At 65.2% G+C, this 20,510-nt stretch carries 15 protein-coding genes; 6 read left to right on the top strand and 9 right to left on the bottom strand.

Annotated features, from left to right (window positions below):
* Window positions 1-69 precede the first annotated feature (69 nt).
* From AAEO60_RS08035 to alaS, 5 genes are all read left to right on the top strand, one after another.
* A complete protein-coding gene (locus tag AAEO60_RS08035; RefSeq protein ID WP_341673132.1) occupies window positions 70-1,545 on the top strand; it encodes a DUF4139 domain-containing protein in 1,476 nt (491 codons plus the stop codon).
* A gap of 10 nt (window positions 1,546-1,555) precedes the next feature.
* Window positions 1,556-3,166, top strand: coding sequence for a DUF4139 domain-containing protein (locus AAEO60_RS08030; protein ID WP_341673131.1), 1,611 nt, complete (start codon window positions 1,556-1,558; stop codon window positions 3,164-3,166).
* A gap of 156 nt (window positions 3,167-3,322) precedes the next feature.
* Complete coding sequence (recA, locus tag AAEO60_RS08025; RefSeq protein ID WP_341673130.1) at window positions 3,323-4,390, top strand: recombinase RecA; 1,068 nt, start codon at window positions 3,323-3,325, stop codon at window positions 4,388-4,390.
* A 179-nt stretch (window positions 4,391-4,569) separates the two neighbouring features.
* Entirely contained in the window at window positions 4,570-5,397 is an 828-nt protein-coding gene (locus tag AAEO60_RS08020) for a class I SAM-dependent methyltransferase (protein ID WP_341673129.1), read from the top strand.
* Between the two features lie 50 nt (window positions 5,398-5,447).
* Complete coding sequence (alaS, locus tag AAEO60_RS08015) at window positions 5,448-8,108, top strand: alanine--tRNA ligase (RefSeq protein WP_341673128.1); 2,661 nt, start codon at window positions 5,448-5,450, stop codon at window positions 8,106-8,108.
* A 4-nt stretch (window positions 8,109-8,112) separates the two neighbouring features.
* Here alaS and AAEO60_RS08010 read toward each other — a convergent pair whose 3' ends face one another.
* Both AAEO60_RS08010 and AAEO60_RS08005 read right to left on the bottom strand, forming a co-directional pair.
* Window positions 8,113-8,283: a hypothetical protein gene (locus tag AAEO60_RS08010; protein WP_341673127.1), complete on the bottom strand. Its 171-nt coding sequence runs from the start codon at window positions 8,281-8,283 to the stop codon at window positions 8,113-8,115.
* A 54-nt stretch (window positions 8,284-8,337) separates the two neighbouring features.
* Window positions 8,338-10,101: a cation:proton antiporter domain-containing protein gene (locus AAEO60_RS08005; protein ID WP_341673126.1), complete on the bottom strand. Its 1,764-nt coding sequence runs from the start codon at window positions 10,099-10,101 to the stop codon at window positions 8,338-8,340.
* Between the two features lie 430 nt (window positions 10,102-10,531).
* Between AAEO60_RS08005 and putP the strand changes: the two genes are divergently transcribed.
* Window positions 10,532-11,989 carry a sodium/proline symporter PutP gene (gene putP, locus AAEO60_RS08000; protein ID WP_341673125.1) on the top strand — a complete coding sequence of 486 codons (1,458 nt, stop codon included), beginning with the start codon at window positions 10,532-10,534 and terminating at the stop codon, window positions 11,987-11,989.
* On the opposite strand, the gene AAEO60_RS07995 is transcribed toward putP, so the two are convergent.
* From AAEO60_RS07995 to AAEO60_RS07965, 7 genes are all read right to left on the bottom strand, one after another.
* Window positions 11,986-13,587 carry a GNAT family N-acetyltransferase gene (locus tag AAEO60_RS07995; RefSeq protein WP_341673124.1) on the bottom strand — a complete coding sequence of 534 codons (1,602 nt, stop codon included), beginning with the start codon at window positions 13,585-13,587 and terminating at the stop codon, window positions 11,986-11,988. The two genes, putP and AAEO60_RS07995, sit on opposite strands and share 4 nt — an antisense overlap.
* A 76-nt stretch (window positions 13,588-13,663) precedes the next feature.
* Complete coding sequence (locus AAEO60_RS07990) at window positions 13,664-14,893, bottom strand: NADP-dependent isocitrate dehydrogenase (protein ID WP_341673123.1); 1,230 nt, start codon at window positions 14,891-14,893, stop codon at window positions 13,664-13,666.
* A gap of 59 nt (window positions 14,894-14,952) precedes the next feature.
* Window positions 14,953-16,059 (bottom strand): NAD(P)/FAD-dependent oxidoreductase, encoded by a 1,107-nt coding sequence (locus tag AAEO60_RS07985; RefSeq protein WP_341673122.1) that lies wholly within the window; start codon window positions 16,057-16,059, stop codon window positions 14,953-14,955.
* The gene (locus tag AAEO60_RS07980; protein WP_341673121.1) at window positions 16,038-16,724 is read right to left on the bottom strand and encodes a methyltransferase domain-containing protein; all 687 of its coding nucleotides are present in this window, start codon (window positions 16,722-16,724) and stop codon (window positions 16,038-16,040) included. The genes AAEO60_RS07985 and AAEO60_RS07980 overlap by 22 nt, the downstream gene beginning before the upstream one ends.
* Complete coding sequence (locus AAEO60_RS07975; RefSeq protein WP_341673120.1) at window positions 16,717-17,787, bottom strand: type III polyketide synthase; 1,071 nt, start codon at window positions 17,785-17,787, stop codon at window positions 16,717-16,719. Before AAEO60_RS07975 ends, AAEO60_RS07980 begins: the two co-directional genes overlap by 8 nt.
* 25 nt (window positions 17,788-17,812) lie before the next feature.
* Window positions 17,813-18,664, bottom strand: coding sequence for an NAD(P)H-dependent flavin oxidoreductase (locus AAEO60_RS07970; RefSeq protein WP_423970140.1), 852 nt, complete (start codon window positions 18,662-18,664; stop codon window positions 17,813-17,815).
* Between the two features lie 50 nt (window positions 18,665-18,714).
* On the bottom strand, window positions 18,715-20,505 hold the full coding sequence (locus AAEO60_RS07965; protein WP_341673118.1) for an acyl-CoA dehydrogenase C-terminal domain-containing protein: 1,791 nt from the start codon (window positions 20,503-20,505) through the stop codon (window positions 18,715-18,717).
* Between the last annotated feature and the right edge of the window lie 5 nt (window positions 20,506-20,510).

The raw sequence follows: 20,510 nt of genomic DNA, 5'->3' as shown, positions 1-20,510 counted from the left end.
ATGGCGTTCAGGGCCGATAAAGCCCGCGATACCTTATATCCTGCGTTCCACTGGGGAAGGACTGCCACCATGACGTTCCGCAAGACCGCCACCGTACTGCTTGCCGCCAGCGCGCTGGCCCTGCCCGCTTCCGCGCAGGAAACCGACGAAACGGCCCAGGGCGACGTCTCGGTGACGATCTACCAGAACGGCCAGTCGCTGGTGCAGGACATTCGCCAGCTCGACATCCCGCGCGGCACCACGCGTATCGAGTTTCCCGATGTCTCGGCGCAGATCCGCCCGCAGACGCTCAGCTTCAACGCCGCCGACACGGCCATCGTCGAACAGAACTTCGACTTCGACCTGCTGACCCCGCAGAAGCTGATGGAAAAGGCCGTCGGCCAGACCGTCACCCTGATCCGCACCAATCCCGCCACCGGTGTGGAAACGCGCGAGCGGGCCGAAGTGCTTTCGACCGTGGGCGGCGTGGTGGTGCGCATCGGCGACCGCATCGAGGTGCTGCGCGATGACGGCCTGCCCGTGCGCGTGGTCTTCGACGAGGTGCCGCCCAACCTGCGCGCGCGCCCGACCCTGTCGGTCACGCTAAACAGCGCGCGTGGCGGCATGCGTCCGGCCTCGATCCGTTACCTCACGCCCGGCCTGGGCTGGAATGCCGACTACGTCGCGCTGTTCGACGAGGCGCGCGGCACGGTGGACATGCAGGGCTGGGTCACGCTGACCAACACCACCGGCACCACCTTCCACGCGGCGGACACGCTGCTGGTGGCAGGCAACCCTTCGCGTGGTGGCTATTCTCCGCCGCGCGGTGACCTGGTCCGTCCCGGTACAGAGACGGCAGACCGTGAACGGCTGGGCGATTTCTATCTCTACCCGCTGGATGAACGCACCACGATTGCCAATGCCCAGACCAAGCAGGTGAGTTTCCTCGACGTGCAGGGCGTACCTGCCCGGCGGGTCTATTCGATCGGCGCGGGCTGGCTGGCATCGGACAGCGACTTCCGTGCGGCCTCGACCGCGATCAGCTTCAGTTCCAGCAGGGAAGGCGGGCTGGGTGATGCGCTGCCCGCTGGCACTGTGCGCTTCTACCAGCGCGACCAGCAGGGCAATCCGCAGTTCATCGGCGAGAACGGCATCGGCCACACGCCGATGGGCTCCACCCTGTCCCTGCGCACCGGCGACGCCTTCGACGTCTACATGCAGGCCGAAGTCGAGAACCGCGAACGCATCACGGCGGCCGAATACGAACGCAGCGCGCGCTACCGCGTGATCGAGGATGGGCAGGTCGTCCGCGAAGTCGAGGTGGACCGCGCGGTCGACTACTACCGCACCACCATGCGCTACACCTTCACCAATGCGAAGCCGGAAGCCGTGGTGGTCGAGCTCACCCAGTCCGGCCTCGACCGCTACTGGTGGGGCCGCGACTTCCGCGTGATCTCGGAAGACGTCGAAGGCGAACAGCTGAATGCCGACAACCGCCTCTACCGCGTGACCGTGCCTGCCAATGGCGAGCGCGTGGTGCGCGTGACTTACGAGACGCGGTTCTAAGGGGCGGACAATGGCCCGTCCGGCCTTCCTCCTCGCTCTGCCCCTGCTGGCCATGGCAGCCCCCGCCGCCGCGCAGGACCGCGCCGTGGTCGAGGCTTCCGAGCCCAGCGACCTGGCGGTGACGGTCTACCGCGATCCCTCTCGCCGCGAGTGGCAGCGGCTCAATCCGGATTGGCCGCAGGGTTTTGCCATGATCAGCGAGACGCGCAGCGTTACCCTGCCGCCAGGGGAATCGCGCATTCGCTTTGAGGGCGTGGCCGAAGGCATGGTGGCGGTCTCTGCCATCGTCACCGGCCTGCCCGGCGGGACAATCGAGAAGAACCGCAATGCCGACCTGCTCAGCCCCGCCGCATTGGTGGACGGTTCGCTGGGCAACCGCGTGCGCATCACCCGCACCAATCCCGCCAGTGGCGAAGCGACCAGCGAAAGCGCCATTGTCCGCACCCGCGCCGACGGCGGGCTCGTGCTGCAGACCGCGGCCGGATACGAGGCGGTACGCTGTTCGGGCTTGCCCGAGGGGCTAAGTTTCGATTCGATCCCTGACGGCCTCTCGTCCGAGCCGGTGTTCTCCATCGACACCCGCGACGAGAGCGGCGGCACCTATACTGTCACGCTCACCTATCTTGCCTGGGGCTTCGACTGGGAGGCGAGCTATGTCGCCACCCTGCACGAAGGGCGCGACAGCGACGATGTGCGCTTCGACCTCACCAGCTGGCTGACGATCCTCAACGACAACGGCCAGAGCTTCGAGAATGCCGAGCTGTTGGCCGTGGCGGGCACGCTCAATATCGAGAGCGATTTCGAAGGCCTGTCCGACCCGCCCGAAGCGCGGCCCTTGCGGCTCACCTGCTATCCCATTGGCAGCACCGCGCGCGGATCGCCGGTGCCGCGCAATGTGCCGCCTCCACCGCCGCCGCCACCGGCTCCGGGCTATGCGAACGAAGAACGGATCGTCGTAACCGCTGCCCGTGCGGGCATGGCCGACATGGAGATGAACTCTCCCATGGCTGTAATGGCAGGCGAGGAGCAGCTGGGTGATCTCAAGCTCTACCGCGTGCCCGTGCCGGTGGACGTCAACGCGCAAGGCCTGAAGCAGGTGGCTTTCCTGCGCGAAGAAGGTGTCGAAGGCGTGCTGATGTACCAGGGGGACTGCACGCCCTGGACCAGCGATACCGGCTTCCATCCCGCGCGCATGCGCCTTGAAACGGTCAACGACGAAGACCACGGGCTTGGTGTCGCCTTGCCTTCGGGGACCATTTCGGTCTTCGAGCGCAGCCCTGCTGGCGAGCTGCTCATCGCGGAGGAGAACCTGCGCGACTATGCCGATGGCCAGGATGTCGAACTGGAGCTTGGCGAAAGCAGGCAGGTATCCTTGAGCTGCCGTTACGAAGGCAATCGACTGGACGATACGCCCGGTGAACGCTGGCGGGAAATGACGGCGGAGCTCACCAATGCCAATCCTGTCCCGGTCATCGTGCGGCTAAACCTCGGTAATCCCGCCCAGTGGCGCCTGCGCGGCGTGCGTGAGCGGCTGAAGGACGGCCAGCGAATCGTCGAGGTCGAAGTGCCGGGGAACGGCACTCGTGAACTTAGCTGGCGGATTCGTCCGGCCAGCGAATAGCTCTTTGGAACAGCCAGTTAAGCTGCGCTGACCCGCAGAAATCTGCCATTTCACGGAAAAACTTTGTTCCACTCTTGTTCTCACGGAACAAAGTGAGTACAACCGCAGTCGTTGAAGAGTTGAAGCCAACCCTAGCGAACTGACGGAGGCCATGTCATGGCAGGTGCAAATCTGAAATTGGTTGAAAAGGAATCCAACGTGGACCGTCAGAAGGCGCTCGATGCAGCTCTCGCGCAGATTGATCGCGCATTCGGCAAGGGCTCGGCCATGAAGCTGGGCTCGAAGGAAACGATGAATGTGGAATCGATCTCCACCGGCTCGCTCGGCCTCGATATCGCGCTGGGCATCGGCGGCCTGCCGAAGGGCCGCGTGATCGAGGTCTACGGGCCGGAAAGCTCGGGCAAGACCACGCTGGCGCTGCACGTGCTGGCAGAGGCACAGAAGGCCGGCGGTACGGTTGCCTTTATCGACGCCGAACACGCGCTCGATCCGGTCTATGCCAAGAAGCTGGGCGTCGATATCGACGAGCTGATCATTTCGCAGCCCGATACGGGTGAGCAGGCGCTCGAGATCACCGATACGCTGGTACGCTCGAACGCGATTGACGTGCTGGTGGTCGACTCGGTCGCCGCGCTGGTGCCGCGCGCCGAGATCGAAGGCGAGATGGGCGACAGCCACGTCGGCCTGCAGGCGCGCCTCATGTCGCAGTCGCTGCGCAAGCTGACCGGCTCGATCAACCGCTCGAAGTGCATGGTGATCTTCATCAACCAGCTGCGCATGAAGATCGGCGTGATGTACGGCAATCCCGAAACGACCACGGGCGGCAACGCGCTCAAGTTCTACGCTTCGGTCCGCCTCGACATCCGCCGCACCGGCCAGATCAAGGACCGCGATGAAGTCGTCGGCAATTCCACCCGCGTCAAGGTGGTGAAGAACAAGGTCGCCCCGCCGTTCAAGCAGGTCGAGTTCGACATCATGTACGGCGAGGGCATTTCCAAGATCGGCGAGATTCTCGATCTCGGCGTGAAGGCCGGCGTGGTCGAGAAGAGCGGCTCGTGGTTCAGCTACGACTCTGTGCGCATCGGCCAGGGCCGAGAGAACGCCAAGACCTTCCTCAAGGAAAACCCCGAAGTTTGCGACAAGTTGGAGGCTGCAATTCGCGGCAAAACCGACGAAGTCGCCGAGGAGATGATGACCGGCCCGGACGCGGACCCGGAAGACTGATCCTCAAGAAGGTGTGGGGCGTGACAATTCCCTCCAGGACACTGTCACACCTGTAACACCTTGCGAAACCGGAGCCGGCGACAGTGGCCTAGAATCGGCCACTACCGCCGGCTTCTTCGCATTTGACCAATTGTCTAGCGCACCTATGCGCGATAAGCGCCGCGCAAGGAGAACGGGGCATGGTCGACAAAAGCGAATGGCAGGGCAAGAGCGGAGAAACCTGGGCCGCCGAATGGCGCCGGACGGACCGCAGCTTTTCGTACCTGACCGAACGCCTGCTCCAGCGCACCCGTGACTTTACCTTCCGCAAGGTCCTTGATGTCGGCTGCGGCGCTGGCGAACTCTCACTGGCGCTCGCCCGCGGGCGTCCGGGCATCACCGTCACCGGCGTCGATGTTTCGCCGCAGCTGGTCGAAGTTGCACGGGAGCGCGGTGCACACCTCGCCAACCTGACCTTTGAACTGGCAGACGCCTCGGAATGGACAGAAAGCGACGACAAGTCTGCGGACTTGCTCGTATCGCGGCATGGCGTGATGTTCTTTGATGATCCTTCGGCGGCATTCGCCAACCTCGCCAGGCAAGCAGGTTCGCCAGCCAGCCTGTTGTTCTCGTGTTTCCGGGCAGTGCAGGAAAACCCCTTCTTCACCGAGATAATGCGCCTGCTGCCTGCCGCCCCACCTCCTGCGGACCCCGATGCTCCCGGACCGTTTGCCTTCGCCGACCGGGACCGGGTCATTCCTATCCTTCGCGCCGGTGGCTGGGAGAACATCAGTTTCGAGAAGTTCGATTTTCCGATGGTCGCGGGTGCGGGTGACGATCCGATCGAGGAAGCGCGCAACTACTTCTCCGTTATCGGGCCGGCAGCCCGTGCGGCAGCGGAAATGGACGAGGCCGCGCGCGGGCGCTTCTTTGACCGGATTCGCGAGCTTGCATCACGCAATTGCCGCGAAGGAATAGTCTCGCTGCCGGCGGCGGCCTGGATCGTTTCTGCCACCAAGGTGGCATAGCCGCGCAAGGCGGCTTGCCGGATAGGCCAAGGCACCCTAATTCGCCTGCCATGACTTCGACCAACGATATCCGCCGCGCCTTCCTCGATTTCTTCGCGGCCAACGATCACCTCGTGGTGCCTTCTGCGCCGCTGGTGCCGTACAACGATCCGACGCTGATGTTCGTCAACGCGGGCATGGTGCCCTTCAAGAACGTCTTCACCGGTGTCGAGACGGCTCCGGCCCCGCGCGCGGTGAGCAGCCAGAAGTGCGTGCGCGCCGGCGGCAAGCACAACGATCTCGACAATGTCGGCTATACCGCGCGCCATCTGACCTTCTTCGAAATGCTCGGCAACTTCAGCTTTGGCGACTATTTCAAGGAACGCGCGATCGAGCAGGCCTGGAACCTGGTGACGGGCGAACTCGGCCTCGACAAGGATCGACTGTTGGTTACGGTCTATCACACCGATGACGAGGCCTTCGACCTGTGGAAGAAGATCGCCGGCCTGCCCGAAGACCGGATCATCCGCATCGCCACCAAGGACAACTTCTGGGCCATGGGCTCGGACGGCCCTTGCGGTCCGTGCTCGGAAATCTTCTGGGACCATGGCCCCGAGATCGCCGGTGGCCCTCCCGGTTCGCCGGACGAGGATGGTGACCGTTTCGTTGAGATCTGGAACCTCGTTTTCATGCAGCACGTGCAGGCAGCTGACGAGATCGTCGGCGATCTGCCGCGCCCGTCGATCGACACCGGCATGGGGCTGGAGCGTATCTCCACCGTGATGCAGGGCGTGCACAACGTCTTCGACACCGACACCTTTCGCACGATCATCGCAGCCAGCGAGGAACTTGCCTCTGCCAAGGCCGAAGGTGACGCGCTGGCGAGCCACCGCGTCATCGCCGACCACCTGCGCTCGACCAGCTTCCTGATCGCGGACGGCGTGCTGCCGTCGAACGAAGGCCGGGGCTACGTCCTGCGCCGGATCATGCGCCGCGCGATGCGCCATGCGCACCTGCTGGGTGCCGACCAGCCGCTGATGCACCGCCTGGTGCCGACGCTGGTGACCGAGATGGGCCAGGCTTACCCGGACCTGGGGCGTGCCCAGCCGCTGATTACCGAAGTGCTCGAACGCGAGGAAACGCGGTTCCGCCAGACCTTGGAAAAGGGCCTGCGGCTGCTCGACGAGGAAACCGGATCGCTCAACGAAGGTGACAGCCTGCCCGGCGAGACTGCCTTCAAGCTCTATGACACCTACGGCTTCCCTTACGACCTTACCGAAGATGCGCTGCGCGGCCGCGGTATCGGTGTCGACAAGGACGGCTTCGACGCCGCCATGGCGCAGCAGAAGGCTGCTGCGCGCGCTGCCTGGAAGGGCTCTGGCGCTTCGGCGGACAGCGAAATCTGGTTCGACATCGCCGAGCGCGAGGGTGCGACCGAATTTACCGGCTATTCGTCCACCGAGGGCGAGGGCCGCGTGGTGGCGCTGGTCGTCGATGGCGAGGAAGTCCAATCCGCCGCAGCGGGGCAGGACGTGACCGTGCTGACGAACCAGACGCCGTTCTACGGCGAGAGCGGAGGTCAGACTGGCGACGCCGGGTCGATCAGTACCGACGCGGGCCTCGAAATCACCGTCAGCGAAACCTCCAAGCCGCTTGGCCGCCTGCACGCGCACACTGGCAAGGTCGAGGCCGGTACGATCACGGTCGGCGATACCGTCCACCTCGCGGTCGACGCCGAGCGTCGCGATCGCATCCGGGCCAACCACTCTGCCACGCACCTCGTGCATGCCGCCCTGCGCGGCAAGTTGGGCGAGCATGTGACGCAGAAGGGGTCGCTGGTGGCAGAGGATCGCTTCCGCTTCGACTTCTCGCATCCCAAGCCGCTGACGGCTGACGAAATCGCGGCGGTTGAAGCCGAGGTGAATGCCGAGATTCGCGCCAACGAACCGGCGGTCACGCGCCTTATGAGCCCCGACGACGCGGTCGAGGCTGGTGCCCTGGCGCTGTTCGGGGAGAAGTACGGCGAGGAAGTGCGCGTGTTGTCGATGGGCCGCAAGGGCGAGGGCGGTCGCAACTACTCGGTCGAGCTGTGCGGCGGCACCCATGTCAAGGCGACCGGCGACATCGGACTGTTCCGCATTGTCAGTGAAAGCGCGGTCTCGTCCGGCGTGCGCCGTATCGAAGCCCTGACCGGCGAAGCTGCCCGCGAATGGGTGGTGGGCCGCGAGGAAGCGCTCAAGTCCGTTGCTGCCACGCTCAAGACCGTGCCAGACGAAGTCGAAGCGCGCGTCGCGGCGCTGGTCGATGAGCGCAAGGCACTGGAGCGGGAGCTGGCCGAGGCGAAGAAGGCGCTGGCCCTCGGAGGCGGTGGCGGCGCTGCGCCGCAGGCCGACGAAGAGGTGGCAGGTGTCAAGTTCTCCGGCCAGGTGCTGCAGGGCATGAACCCCAAGGAACTGCGCGGCCTGCTCGACGAAGCGAAGGCGCGCATGGGTTCGGGCGTTGCCGCCATCTGTGCCGTGAACGACGGCAAGGCGGCTTTTGCCGTTGCCGTGACCGACGACCTGACCGGGCGTTTCAGCGCGGTCGACCTCGTTCGCGTTGGCGTCGAGGCGCTGGGCGGCAAGGGCGGCGGTGGCCGTCCGGACATGGCCCAAGGCGGCGGTCCGGATGGCGACAAGGCAGATACCGCGCTCGCAGCCGTGCGCGAGGCCATGGCCGACGTCGACGCCTGAAGGCTCAGTCCGTCCGGTTCTCCGAGGAGCGGCGGCGGTCACCTTCACTGCCGCGCGGTACATCCTTCATGTTGCGCTCGTGGCGGCCCTTGCCGGGGCTGCCGTCGGCGACATTCGCCGGCTTGAACTTCTCGTCAGCACTCTCGGGCTTGGTCTTGTCTTCGGTCTTGCTCATGGGAAAGTCTCCTTTCCCCTGCAACGCGCGAAACCCAATGGCTTTCCAGAAAAGCTAGCTGTCTGCCGTACTCGTCCGCAGCTTGGGCTTGTGCTCCAGTGCGCCGTGTTCCTTGATCTGGTCGCGGAATTCGTCGCGCTTTTCGTGGATCGAGGCGATCACCGGCCCCATGGCGACGCCAAGGTCGACCAGTGCTGCTTCGCTCAACTGTAGCGAGCTTTCCAGCGTCTCGGGCACGGCCGTGCTGGCGCCGGCGCGGTACAGCTCTGCCGCGTGGATGCTATCGCGCGCGCGGGCGATAATTGGCAGTTCGGGATGGGCATCGCGCACCTTGCGCACCAGGCGCTGGGCAGAGATGTGTTCGTCCATGGTGAGGATCACTGCCGAGGCATTGTCAATGCCCAGTCGGTCGAGCACGTCGGCTCGCATCGCATTGCCGAAGCGGACATTGTAACCGGCGTGCCGCGCCTCGTCGATCAGTCCCACGTCGGCATCGATCCCGACATAGGCCTTGTCGTGCTTGTCGAGCATCTGTGCCACGAGCTTCCCGACCCGCCCGAAGCCGACGATGATCACGCGAGGATCGTCCGGGTTGTCGTCCAGTTCGATAGCCGGTGCCTGCTCTATCCGGCGCGCGACATAGCGGCCCAGCAGCGCCAGCAGCGGGGTGACGGTGAGGCCAATGGCAGTGACGATCTGCCAGAACTGCGCCGTTCCGGGCTGGATCAGCAGCGCATTGGTGGCCGCTGCGAGCACGATCAGCGTGGTCTCCGAAGGGCTGGCCATTAGGATGCCGGTCTCGGTCGCCGTGCTGCGCCGCGCACCCATCAGCCGTAGCAGGATGCCGGTTACCAGCGCCTTCAGCACCAGCACGCCAACCACGGCGCTCAAGATCATCCACAGGTGCTCCCAGATCACGGCCAGGTCGATGCCCATGCCCACGGTGATCAGGAAAATACCCAGGGCCAGGCCCTTGAACGGTTCCATGATCCCTTCGACTTCGTTGTGATACTCGGTCTCGGCGATCAGCAGGCCGGCGATCAGCGCGCCGACGATGGGTGAGAGGCCCACGAAGGCTGTCGCGAGACTGGCGCCGATCACCACCAGCAGGCTGGCGGCGAGGAACAGCTCGGGGCTCTTGGTGCGAGCCGCCTGGGCGAACAGGCGTGGCAGCAGCAGGCGGCCCGCCACCATCATTACCACCACCACAATCAGGCCGTTCAACAGGGTGTCGAACAGGCCGGTCAGCCCCTCTTCCGCCGCGAAGGGGGCGAGGGCGCCGAGCAGGAAGATGACCGGCACGATCATGATGTCTTCGAACAGCAGCATCGACAGTGCCGCCCGGCCCACAGGCGTGTGGGTGCCCGAGATCGGCAGCACCAGCGCGGTGGAGGAGAAGGCGAGGGCGAGGCCGAGCGCCATGGCCCCGGTCCAGTACTGGCCCATCATCGACAGGACGGCGGCCAGCATCGAGCCTATCACCAGCAGTTCCAGTGCGCCGAGCCCGAACACCAGCTTGCGCAGTTGCCACAGGCGGTTGAAGCTCAGTTCCAGCCCGATGGCGAACAGCAGCAGGATGATGCCGAACTCGGCAAACGGCTCCAGTCCTTCGGGTTCGCTGATGGTGATGTGGGTGAGCCATTCATAGTCCATCACCATGCGGCCAAGGCCGTAGGGGCCGACCAGCAGCCCCACCAGGATGAAGCCGATGATCGGGGTGACGCGGAACCGCGCGAACAGCGGAATGACGATCCCGGCGGCGCCCAGGATAACAAGGGCGTCCGACATGACTGGCGAAATGGCTTCTGCTCCGTGCATGGCAATGGCTATGACAGAGGCGCAGGGGGTGCGGCAACGGGCAATGACGCGATTTCCCTGCGGCAAGGTGTGACAGTGTCCAGGGGAAGGAACCGTCTCGGGGCGAAAACGGCCAGGTTCATGACCGCCACCGGGCACCTCTGGAAGCGTTTCGCGCGGAACCGCGTGGTCGAAATCCCTGCTCAACCGCGTCAAACCCATCGACCGCACTTTCTGGCCGCTACGGCTGGCCAACCGGTCCCCCTTGTTCCGGCGCAAGCCGGGACGGGTGGTCGGAACGGGTTTCGACCGGGTCGAGATGACGGACGAGGCCTATCCTGCACCCGCGCGTGCGCAATAATCCTGCGTAGCGGGCCACTATGGCGCAATACCCCTGCTAACTTCGATGCAGCGGGTGACTTGCGGGCGCAGACCGTTATGCATGCAGCCCATGCAGACACCCACACTGATTGCGCTCGCCCTCTATTTCATCCTCATGCTCGCCATCGGGCTGTTCGCGTGGAAGCGTTCGACCGCCGATAGCGAGGGCTACCTGCTGGGTGGCCGAAACCTGCATCCGGCAGTTGCCGCGCTTTCTGCCGGGGCCAGCGACATGTCCGGCTGGTTGCTGCTGGGCTTGCCGGGCGCGCTGTACCTTAGCGGTCTCGTGGAGGCGTGGATCGGGATCGGCCTGTTCGTGGGCGCCGTGGTCAACTGGTTCGTCGTCGCACCGCGCCTGCGCGAGCAGACGGTGAGCTATGGCAATGCGCTGACGATCCCGCAATTCCTCGCCAACCGCTTTCCCGACAAGGCGATTGCCTTGCGGGTGACGTCTGCAGTGATCATCGTGATCTTCTTCGCGGTCTATTCCGCAGCGGGGCTGGTTGGCGGCGGTCTGCTGTTCGAAAGCACCTTTATCGATACGCCGATCATGGGGCTGAACCCCTACATGGCAGGCGTCCTGCTCACCGCGCTGGTGGTGCTGGCCTATACCATGGTGGGCGGCTTCCTTGCCGTCAGCCTGACCGACTTCGTGCAGGGCTGCATCATGGTGGTGGCGCTGGTGGTGATGCCGCTGGTGGTGCTGTTCGGCGATGGCTGGGGCACGACGGCGCAGGTGCTGCGCGAGGTGGACCCCAATTTCCTCAGCTGGTTCGGCGGCCTGAGCACGATCGGCTTCCTGTCCGCCGTGGCTTGGGGGCTAGGTTACTTCGGCCAGCCGCATATCATCGTACGCTTCATGGCGATCCGCGATGGCGGCGTGAAAGCCGCGCGCAACATCGGCCTTAGCTGGATGTTCGTGGCGCTGATCGGCGCGCTGGGCGTTGGCCTTGCGGGTCGCGCGCACGTGGAGATGAATGGACTGACGCTGGAGAATTCGGAGACGATTTTCATCCTGCTGGCCAACACGCTGTTCCACCCGTTCGTGACCGGCTTCCTGCTGGCCGCGCTGCTGGCCGCAATCATGAGCACGATCTCCTCACAGCTGCTGGTCTCCTCCAGTTCGCTGACCGAGGACTTCTACCGCCTGTTCCTGCGCAAGAACGCGAGCGAGACCGAGATGGTGAACGTGGGCCGCGTCTGTGTGGCGCTGGTGTCCGTCGCTGCGATAATCATCGCCAGCGACCCCGAGAGCGGCGTGCTGTCGCTGGTCTCCAACGCCTGGGCAGGCTTTGGCGCGGCATTCGGCCCGCTGATCATCCTGTCCCTCGTCTGGAAGAAGATGACCGGCATGGGCGCTGTGTCAGGCTTGGTCGTGGGCGCAGCCGTGGTGATGACGTGGATCGCCACCGGGCTGAACGACAGCACTGGCGTCTACGAGATCATCCCGGGCTTTATCGCGGCATGGCTGGCGATCTGGTTGGTGAGCCTGGCGACGGCAAGGGCGCCAGCGGCCAGCGAAGCCTAACCTCCGCCGGGTCCATGCCGGTGCATCGGGGGCGGGCCGTTCGGTTCGGCCTGGGTCGCGCCTTCGCGATGGTCCCACTCGATGCGGTAAAGATCGAAGCGGCGGTCTGCCAGGTTGCGTACGGTGCCCTCTGCGCGCGCCCATGCGAGGTCTGCCAGGTTCACGTCGCTGATCGTCAGTGTCTCGACATTCTCGCTGGCTTCCGCAGCGATACCGTCGCGGGCGAAGGGGAAGTCGCACGGTGTGAGAATGCAGCTCTGCGCGTACTGGATATCCATGTTGGCGACATTGGGCAGGTTGCCGACATTGCCGCTGAGCACCACGTAGCACTGGTTTTCGATCGCGCGGGCGGCGGCGCAATAGCGTACGCGCATGTAGCCCTGCCGCGAGTCCGTACAGAAAGGCACGAAGATGATCCGCGCGCCTTCGTCGGCGAGGCGCCGCGCGAGCTCGGGAAACTCTGCATCGTAGCAGATCAGCACGCCCACCGGACCGCAGTCGGTCTGGATCACATCCACTGCGTCGCCGCCGCGGATATTCCACCAATAGGCCTCGTTGGGCGTGGGGTGGATCTTCTCCTGCTCGTGGGTTGAGCCGTCGCGCAGGCACACCATCGCCACGTTGTGGATGTCGCCATCGTCCATCCGCGTGGGGTGCGAGCCGCCGATGATGTTGATGTTGTACTTCAGCGCCATCTCGCTCAGCGCGTCGCGGATGCGCGGGGTGTATTCGGAGAGGCGCTCGATCGACTCCAGCGGCGACAGTTCCTCTTCCTCCGCGCTCAGAAGCATCAGCGTAAAAAGTTCGGGAAACAGGATGAAGTCTGCTTCGTAATCGCTTGCAACATCGACGAAATAGCGCACCTGCCGCATGAATTCATCGAAGTCGGAAACGGCGCGCGCCTGCATCTGGCAGGTGGCGACGCGCACATTCTCCACCCCGCGCGGCACGCGGGCCTTGGGGCTTGCTTCCTGGTCGACGAAGGGATTGCGCCACACCATGTGCGTGGCGAAGGCACGGCTGCGCTTGTCCTCTGGCAGGTAGTTCTTGAGTATGCCGATGGGCTCGAAGCCGTTTGCCAGCTGGAAGCGCACCACGGGATCGTGGATCTTCCCGCTGATAACCTTGTCCAGGTAGTCTTCCGGACCATCGACCCTGCGCCAGCTCTTCGAAAGATTGGGCATGCGTCCGCCGAAGACGATGCCTTTGAGCTCCAGCTGCTCGGCCAGCTTGCGGCGTTCCTCGTACAGCCGGCGACCGATGCGAGTGCCGCGCGTCTTGGGATCGACGCAGAGTTCATAGCCGTAAAGCCAGTCCCCCTTGGGATCGTGGCGACTGCCGTAACCGTTGCCGGTTATTTCGTCCCAGCCATGCGGGCGCAGCGCCTTGTCGCCGCTGATCCGCATGGAGGCGCAGTAGCCGATCAGCTTGTCATCCAGCAGGGCGACGAAACACCCTTCGGGATAGTTGTTCAGCTGCCCGCGGATCTCGCTCTGGGTGTAGGGAGCAAAATCTTCGTAGACGCGCTTGGCCAGCGCCGCGATGCGGCGGATATCGCCGGTTTCGGCCTGGCGGATGTCGAGACGTGCTTTGGTCATTGCAAAGAAAAACCCCCGGTACGCCAGATCAATGGCGCAACGGGGGTTTCGTTTCCAATTCTATCTTGTCCGCGGCTCAGCCGAGGCCCTGTGCTGCCATTTCGGCTTCGAGACCTTCGACGATGGCTTCGAAGAACTGCTCGGTGGTCATCCAGGCCTGGTCAGGCCCGATCAGCAGCGCGAGGTCCTTGGTCATCTTGCCGTCTTCGACGCACTTGATGCAGACGCGTTCCAGCGTCTCGGCGAAGGCCACCACGTCGGGCGTATTGTCGAAACGGCCGCGATACATCAGGCCGCGCGTCCAGGCGAAGATCGAGGCAATGGGGTTGGTCGAAGTCGCCTTGCCCTGCTGGTGCTGGCGATAGTGGCGGGTGACGGTGCCGTGGGCCGCTTCGGCTTCCACGGTCTTGCCGTCGGGCGTCATCAGCACGGAGGTCATCAGGCCGAGCGAGCCGAAGCCCTGTGCCACGATGTCGGACTGCACGTCGCCGTCGTAGTTCTTGCAGGCCCAGACGAACTTGCCGCTCCACTTCAGCGCCGCAGCGACCATGTCGTCGATCAGGCGGTGTTCGTAGGTGATGCCGGCTTCCTCGAACTTCTCCTTGAAGCCCTCGGTGTCGAACACTTCCTGGAACAGGTCTTTGAAGCGGCCATCATACTTCTTCATGATGGTGTTCTTGGTCGACAGGTAGACCGGCCAGCCACGGTCGAGGCCGTAGTTGAAGCTGGCACGCGCGAAATCGCGGATCGATTCGTCGTGGTTGTACATGGTCATGGCCACGCCCGGCTGGTCGAAGGTGTGTACCAGCAGGTCGATGTTCTCGCCGTTCTCGCCTTCGAACACCATGCGCAGCTTGCCGGCGCCGGGGATCAGCGTGTCGGTGGCGCGGTACTGGTCACCGAAAGCGTGACGGCCCACGACGATGGGATCGGTCCAGCCCGGCACCAGGCGCGGCACGTTATCGATCACGATGGGTTCGCGGAAGATCGTGCCACCCAGGATGTTGCGGATCGTGCCGTTGGGCGAGCGCCACATCTGCTTGAGGCCGAATTCCTCCACGCGGGCTTCGTCGGGAGTGATGGTGGCGCACTTCACGCCCACGCCGTACTTCTTGATGGCATTGGCGGAATCGATGGTGATCTGGTCGTCCGTCTCGTCGCGCTTTTCGATCGAGAGGTCGTAATACTTCAGGTCCACGTCGAGGTAAGGCAGGATCAGCCGCTCGCGGATCCACTGCCAGATGATCTTCGTCATTTCGTCGCCGTCGATCTCGACGACCGGGTTCTTGACCTGAATTTTCGCCATGGGGTTTCCCTGTCTCTCGTCTTGCAATGTGGTGATTTTGCCCGCGTCCTAGCAGAGCCTTACCGGCGCGCAAGGGAGGCGGTGGCAGGAATACGGGCCATTTCGGCAAATTGGCGGACGATTCCGGGTGCAAGGCGGGCCAAGGCCACTCCGGCGCGGCCTCCCAACCGGCTTTCGGCGAGGTGCCAGCCAAGTGTGGCAAGGCGGATCGGGCGGCTTGCGCGGGCCGCGAAGGCGCGCTGGTAGGCCTGGGCGGCGTCGGCTCCACCGTCCAGCCAATGGCGCGCCGCGAGCGTGCCGCTGGCGACGGCAATTGCCATGCCTTCACCCGCGAGCGAGGGGATCACGGCGGCCTGGTCACCCAGCCGGAACACCCCGGCTTCGGTCTGCCGGGCGATATGACCGTAGGGCACCGCGCCGATAGTCTCGATCCCAGCCTGCTGCCAGTCGCTGCCGAGACGTGCGGCGAGGGCGGGGCTGTCCTCGCCGAGCCGCGCGACCAGCGCTGCCGGATCGCCGTCGCACCGGGCCAGCACCGACTTGCGCACGGCCATGCAGGCATTGGCGGAGCCGCCTTCCTGCAAGACAATCCCGACATAGCCGCCATCGAACAGGTGCAGTTCGATCGCTCCGCCGAGCAGGGTGTCGCGGGTCGGGCTGGCAGGCAAGCGCAGGCGCAGGCCCAGCGCTGGATCGTCGCTTGCACGCGGGCGGGACTGGCCGCGCACATCGTGCTTGCCGGTGGCGAGGAGCAGGCTGTCCGCCTGCCAGTCCTGCCGCTGGCCAAGTGCCACGCCGGGTGAAAGCGCGCGGATCGTGTCCACTTCCAGCCTCGCGCCCGCTGCCAGCGCCGCTTCGCGCAGGCGGCTGTCGAGCGCATGGCGAGAGAGGCCGAGGGCAGGCTGGGGCAGGGGAACGCTGGCGTCGTTGCCGCTGGCAAAGAGGCGCAGTTCGTCGACCCGGTGACCACCGAGGTCATCCAGTTGCACGCCGATGGCCTCAAGCTGCGCCAGCGTGCGCCAGCTCATGAAGCCGCCGCAGAGCGGATCGCCGACCGCGGCCCTGCGATCGAGCAGCAGCGGGCTTGCGCCGCCCTGCGCCAGGGCAATAGCCGCCGCACAACCGGCGGGACCGGCGCCGAGGATCAGCGGGTCCGCGCTACGCACAGGCGAAACGGGAAGCGCGGTTCGATCCGCGCTTCGGTAATGTCGGCTTCGGCCAGCAGGCCCTGCCAGTCCTCGCGGCGGAAAGAGCGGGCGATGGAGGTCTGCCCGTCGAGGCGGACGATGCGATGCCAGCCCGCCAGCGCGGCCAGCAGCGGGTAGCCGCGGTAGGCGAAGGCCTTGCGGTGCAGGTCGTTGACGAACCAGCCCACGCGCGCCTCGGCTTCCATGAAGCGCAGGAAGGCGAGCAGCTGGTCACGGCTCATGTGATGGGCGACGAGGCTGGAAATGACGACATCCCAGCCCTGTCCGGCCAGATCGGCATAATCGCCGGTACGGTAGGTGATCGTCATGCCTTCCGGCGTGGCGGCACGGGCTGCGGCTTCGCTGCGGGGATTGAGATCGGCCCCCACCAGATGCGGCGACTTGCCCGCCCTGGCGGCCCACCTGGCGATCTCGCGCAGCATGTCGCCGTTGCCGAAACCGACATCGAGCAGCTTGAAGCTCCTGCGCCCCACCAGCGCGCGTTCGAGGAAGGTTAGGGTAGGGCGATAGGCCATGGTGACCCGGTTGACCCTGGCGAGGTCTGTCAGCACCTCCCGGTAGGTCGCTTCGGGCAAGGCGGGGTTGTCCATCAGCTCTTCGACTTCGAGACGGTGCTCAAGCATTGTCGTCCGTCCAGCCGAAGCGGAGCCCTTCCATGGCCAGGCCCGGTCCGAAGGCGAGCGCGAGGCCGTGCCGCGGGCGGCTCTCCATCAGCGACTGCAGGACAAAGATCACCGTGGCGGAGGACATGTTGCCGAACTGCGCCAGCACCCGGCGCGAAGGCGCGAGCGCATCGGCGGGTAGTTCCAGCCCGCGTTCGACGGCGTCGAGGATCGACTTGCCGCCCGGATGCACGGCGAATGTGGGGAGGGTATCGCCCAGCCGCAGCGTCTCGCGCAGGTCGCTGGCAGCAAAAGCCTCGGCCAAGCGCCCCGGCACGGCGCCCGAAAGGTGCATGACGAAGCCGGTGTCGGAAATGGTCCAGGTGATCAGTTCCGCGCTGTCGTCGAGCGTGGCCGAGATCGCCTCGCCCAAAGCCAGCCCTTCGCCCTCGTCGGCGACCAGGGCGGCGGCGGCGCCGTCGGCGAACTGGCCCATGGCCAGCAGGGCTTCGAGGTCGTCGGTATCCTGCATGTGCAGCGTGCACAGCTCCACCGCGACGGCGAGCACCTTCGCGCCTGGTTCGGCGCGCACGATCTGTCCGGCGGTGCGCAGCAGGGTGATCCCGGCATAGCAGCCCATGAAACCGATCGAGAGCCGCTGCACGTCGTGCGGCAGGCCAAGGCGGCGGGCGATGACCTGGTCGAGGCCGGGTGCCATGAAGCCGGTGCAGCTTGCCACCACGAGGTGGGTTACGCCGTCCAGCGATGGCAGCTGTTCGATAGCGGCCAGTGCCAGCTCGGGCGCGGCCTCGGCATAGCGGCGCATGCGCTCTGCGGTGCTGGGGGCGTGGCCGTTGCCGTAGAAGCCGTCCGGGCCGATGGCCGCCTCGACATCGGCGAGCACCGAGTGGCGATGGTCGATCCCGCCGCGCGCCAGCATCCGCTCGAGCACCGCAACCTCCCGCGGTTCGGACAGGCGGCTGCGCGCCCAGCCGGAATAGGCGGCGTGCACGTCGCAGGGCGGCGTGGCGGTTCCAATGGCGGTGATGCGGGGTTGCACGGTACTCCTTCTCGGGTTCCTCAACGAAACGCGCAAGGATTTGTGCCGGTCAGCCGCAGAATTTCGCCTTGGCGTCGTGGTATTCAGCGATCAGCTGTTCGCACAGTTCGCGCGTCCGGCGCACGTCCTTGACCGAGCCGGTGCCGTGGCCGGCGGACCAGATGGTCTTCCACGCCTTGGCTTCCTCGTTGAGCGACATCTCGCCCGGCGCATCGTGCAGGGTGGCTGCTTCGAGGCTGGGGGTGAGGAAGTTGGCGCCGACACCGGTGACCTTGTCGGTGTAGGTGATGTCCTTGGCGCTGGCCTCGATCATCATGTCCTTCTGGCCTTGCGGTGCCATGCTTTCCTCGGCGGCGATGAAGTGGCTGCCGAAATAGCCGAAATCGGCGCCCATCATCTGCGCGGCAGCGATGTGGCCGCCGTGGCTCATGGAACCCGAGAGGATGAGCGCCCCGTCCCAGAACTCGCGGATTTCACGGGTAAGGGCGAAGGGGCTGAAGGTGCCGGCATGGCCGCCGGCACCAGCCGCAACGGCGATGATGCCGTCGACACCGGCCTCGGCAGCCTTCTCGGCGTGGCGGCGCTTGATCACGTCATGGAAGACGAGGCCGCCATAGCCGTGAACCGCCTTTACGAGGTCCGGCACGGCACCCAGCGAGGTGATGATCAGCGGTACCTCGTGTTTCACGCACAGTTGCAGGTCCGCCATCACGCGCGGGTTGCTGGGATGGACGATCAGGTTGACGCCGAAAGGCGCATCGTCCGGCCCCAGCCGGTCCTTGATCTCCACTAGCCATTCCTCGAAACCTTCGCTGGTACGCTGGTTAAGTGCCGGGAAAGTACCGCAAAGGCCGGCCTTGCAGGCTTCCACCACAAGGTCCGGCCCCGAGACGAGAAACATGGGCGCGACGATGGCGGGGACCCGCAGCCGCGCCTTGAACTCGTCGACCGTCAAAACGCGTCCTCCGGCATGTCCATCATGCTCGCCTTGCCGCTGGTGATCGCCATCATCTGCGCCATGACCGGCGGCAGCAGGCGGTCGAAGAAGAAGCGGGCGGTGATGATCTTGGCTTCATAGAAGGCCTTGTCCTCGGTGCCTGCTTCCAGCGCCGCCGCGGCGATCTTGGCCGCCTTGGCGAAGCAATAGCCCATGGCGACATAGCCCAGCAGCTTGAGGTAGTCGGTTGCCGCGGCAGCCGCCTCTTCGGGGTCCTTCAGGCCCTTCTGGGCGATGTGGCCGGTGGACAATTGCAGCGCGCCGAAGGCCTGCTGCAGGCCGCCTACCATCTTGCCAATGGCGGGGTCTGCGGCATTGTCCTCGATGAACTGCGAGACCGGGTGGAAGAAGCTGCGCAGGTTGCGGCCCATGCGGTCCGGCAGCTTGCGGCCCACTAAGTCGAGCGCCTGGATGCCGTTGGTGCCTTCGTAGATCTGCGCGATCCGGGCATCGCGGGCGAATTGTTCGACACCGCTTTCCTGGATGTAGCCGTGGCCGCCGTAGACCTGCACCGCGAGGTGCGCGCTCTCGTGGCCGAGATCGGTAAAGAGCGACTTCACCACCGGGGTCATCAGGGCAACGAAGTCCTTCGCGCGGGCGCGGGCTTCGGGTTCCTTGGCCGCATGCTCGGCGTCGAGCGCACGGCTGACCCATGCCGAAACGGCGCGCGAGCCTTCGTTGTAGGCGCGCATGGTCATCAGCATGCGGCGCACGTCGGGGTGGACGATGATCGGATCGGCGGGGCCGTCCGGGTTCTTCACGCCCGACAGCGAGCGGCCCTGCAGGCGGTCCTTCGCGTACCAGACGGCCGACTGGTAGGCGATTTCGCCGACGCCAAGGCCTTGGATACCCACGGCCACGCGTTCGGTGTTCATCATGGTGAACATGGCGGCGAGGCCCTTGTGCGGCTCACCGATCAGCCAGCCCTTTGAATCCTCGAAGGTCATCTGGCAGGTGGCCGAGGCCTTGAGGCCCATCTTGTGCTCGATGGCGGTCGGGCCGGCACCGTTCTGGTTGCCCAGCGAACCGTCCTCGTTTGGCAGGTACTTGGGCACCAGGAACAGGCTGATGCCCTTCACGCCGGGAGGGGCATCGGGCAGGCGCGCGAGCACGAGGTGCACGATGTTGTCGGTCAGGTCGTGGTCGCCGGCGGAGATGAAGATCTTGTTGCCGGAGACGAGATAGCTGCCGTCGTCCTGCGGCACCGCCTTGGTGCGCAGCATGCCGAGGTCCGTGCCGCAGTGCGGTTCGGTGAGACACATGGTGCCCGACCATTCGCCGTTGGCCATCTTCGGCAGGTAGAAGTTCTTCAGCTCGTCGCTGCCATGAGCTTCCAGCGCCACCATCGCGCCGCCGGTCAGGCCCGGATAGAGGCCGAAGCTGAGGTTGGTGGAACAGGTCATCTCTTCCACCATCTTGCCCAGCGCATGCGGCGCGCCCTGGCCGCCCCATTCGGGATCGACGCCAAGACCGGCCCAGCCGCCCTCGCAGAAGGCCTTGTAGGCTTCCTGGAAGCCCTTGGGTGTGCGGACGACGCCGTTTTCGATCCGGCAGCCTTCCTGGTCACCCGGCCAGTTGAGCGGCAGGAGCACTTCCTTGCACAGCTTGTTGGCTTCCTCGAGGATGGCGGAGATCATGTCGCCGTCGAAATCCTCGAACCCTTCGAGATCGCCGAACCCGTCGTCGGTGTGCAGCTCTTCGAGCACGAAGCGCATGTCACGGATGGGAGCGTCATAGACTTGCATCGTAC

Origin of the sequence: Aurantiacibacter gilvus (genome assembly GCF_038289935.1) — a bacterium.
GTDB classification, from domain to species: Bacteria; Pseudomonadota; Alphaproteobacteria; order Sphingomonadales; family Sphingomonadaceae; genus Alteraurantiacibacter; species Alteraurantiacibacter gilvus.
Note: the sequence above shows the minus strand (reverse complement) of the source record. Positions and strands in the feature narration are given on the sequence as shown.

Excerpts from the sequence above, each read along its gene's own strand:
- recA (WP_341673130.1), top strand. The coding sequence starts at position 3,323 with ATGGCAGGTGCAAATCTGAAATTGGTTGAAAAGGAATCCAACGTGGAC.
- AAEO60_RS07990 (WP_341673123.1), bottom strand. The coding sequence starts at position 14,893 with ATGGCGAAAATTCAGGTCAAGAACCCGGTCGTCGAGATCGACGGCGAC.
- alaS (WP_341673128.1), top strand. The coding sequence starts at position 5,448 with ATGACTTCGACCAACGATATCCGCCGCGCCTTCCTCGATTTCTTCGCG.
- AAEO60_RS07980 (WP_341673121.1), bottom strand. The coding sequence starts at position 16,724 with ATGCTTGAGCACCGTCTCGAAGTCGAAGAGCTGATGGACAACCCCGCC.
- AAEO60_RS08020 (WP_341673129.1), top strand. The coding sequence starts at position 4,570 with ATGGTCGACAAAAGCGAATGGCAGGGCAAGAGCGGAGAAACCTGGGCC.
- AAEO60_RS08010 (WP_341673127.1), bottom strand. The coding sequence starts at position 8,283 with ATGAGCAAGACCGAAGACAAGACCAAGCCCGAGAGTGCTGACGAGAAG.
- putP (WP_341673125.1), top strand. The coding sequence starts at position 10,532 with ATGCAGACACCCACACTGATTGCGCTCGCCCTCTATTTCATCCTCATG.
- AAEO60_RS07965 (WP_341673118.1), bottom strand. The coding sequence starts at position 20,505 with ATGCAAGTCTATGACGCTCCCATCCGTGACATGCGCTTCGTGCTCGAA.
- AAEO60_RS08035 (WP_341673132.1), top strand. The coding sequence starts at position 70 with ATGACGTTCCGCAAGACCGCCACCGTACTGCTTGCCGCCAGCGCGCTG.
- AAEO60_RS07995 (WP_341673124.1), bottom strand. The coding sequence starts at position 13,587 with ATGACCAAAGCACGTCTCGACATCCGCCAGGCCGAAACCGGCGATATC.
- AAEO60_RS08030 (WP_341673131.1), top strand. The coding sequence starts at position 1,556 with ATGGCCCGTCCGGCCTTCCTCCTCGCTCTGCCCCTGCTGGCCATGGCA.
- AAEO60_RS08005 (WP_341673126.1), bottom strand. The coding sequence starts at position 10,101 with ATGCACGGAGCAGAAGCCATTTCGCCAGTCATGTCGGACGCCCTTGTT.
- AAEO60_RS07970 (WP_423970140.1), bottom strand. The coding sequence starts at position 18,664 with ATGTTTCTCGTCTCGGGGCCGGACCTTGTGGTGGAAGCCTGCAAGGCC.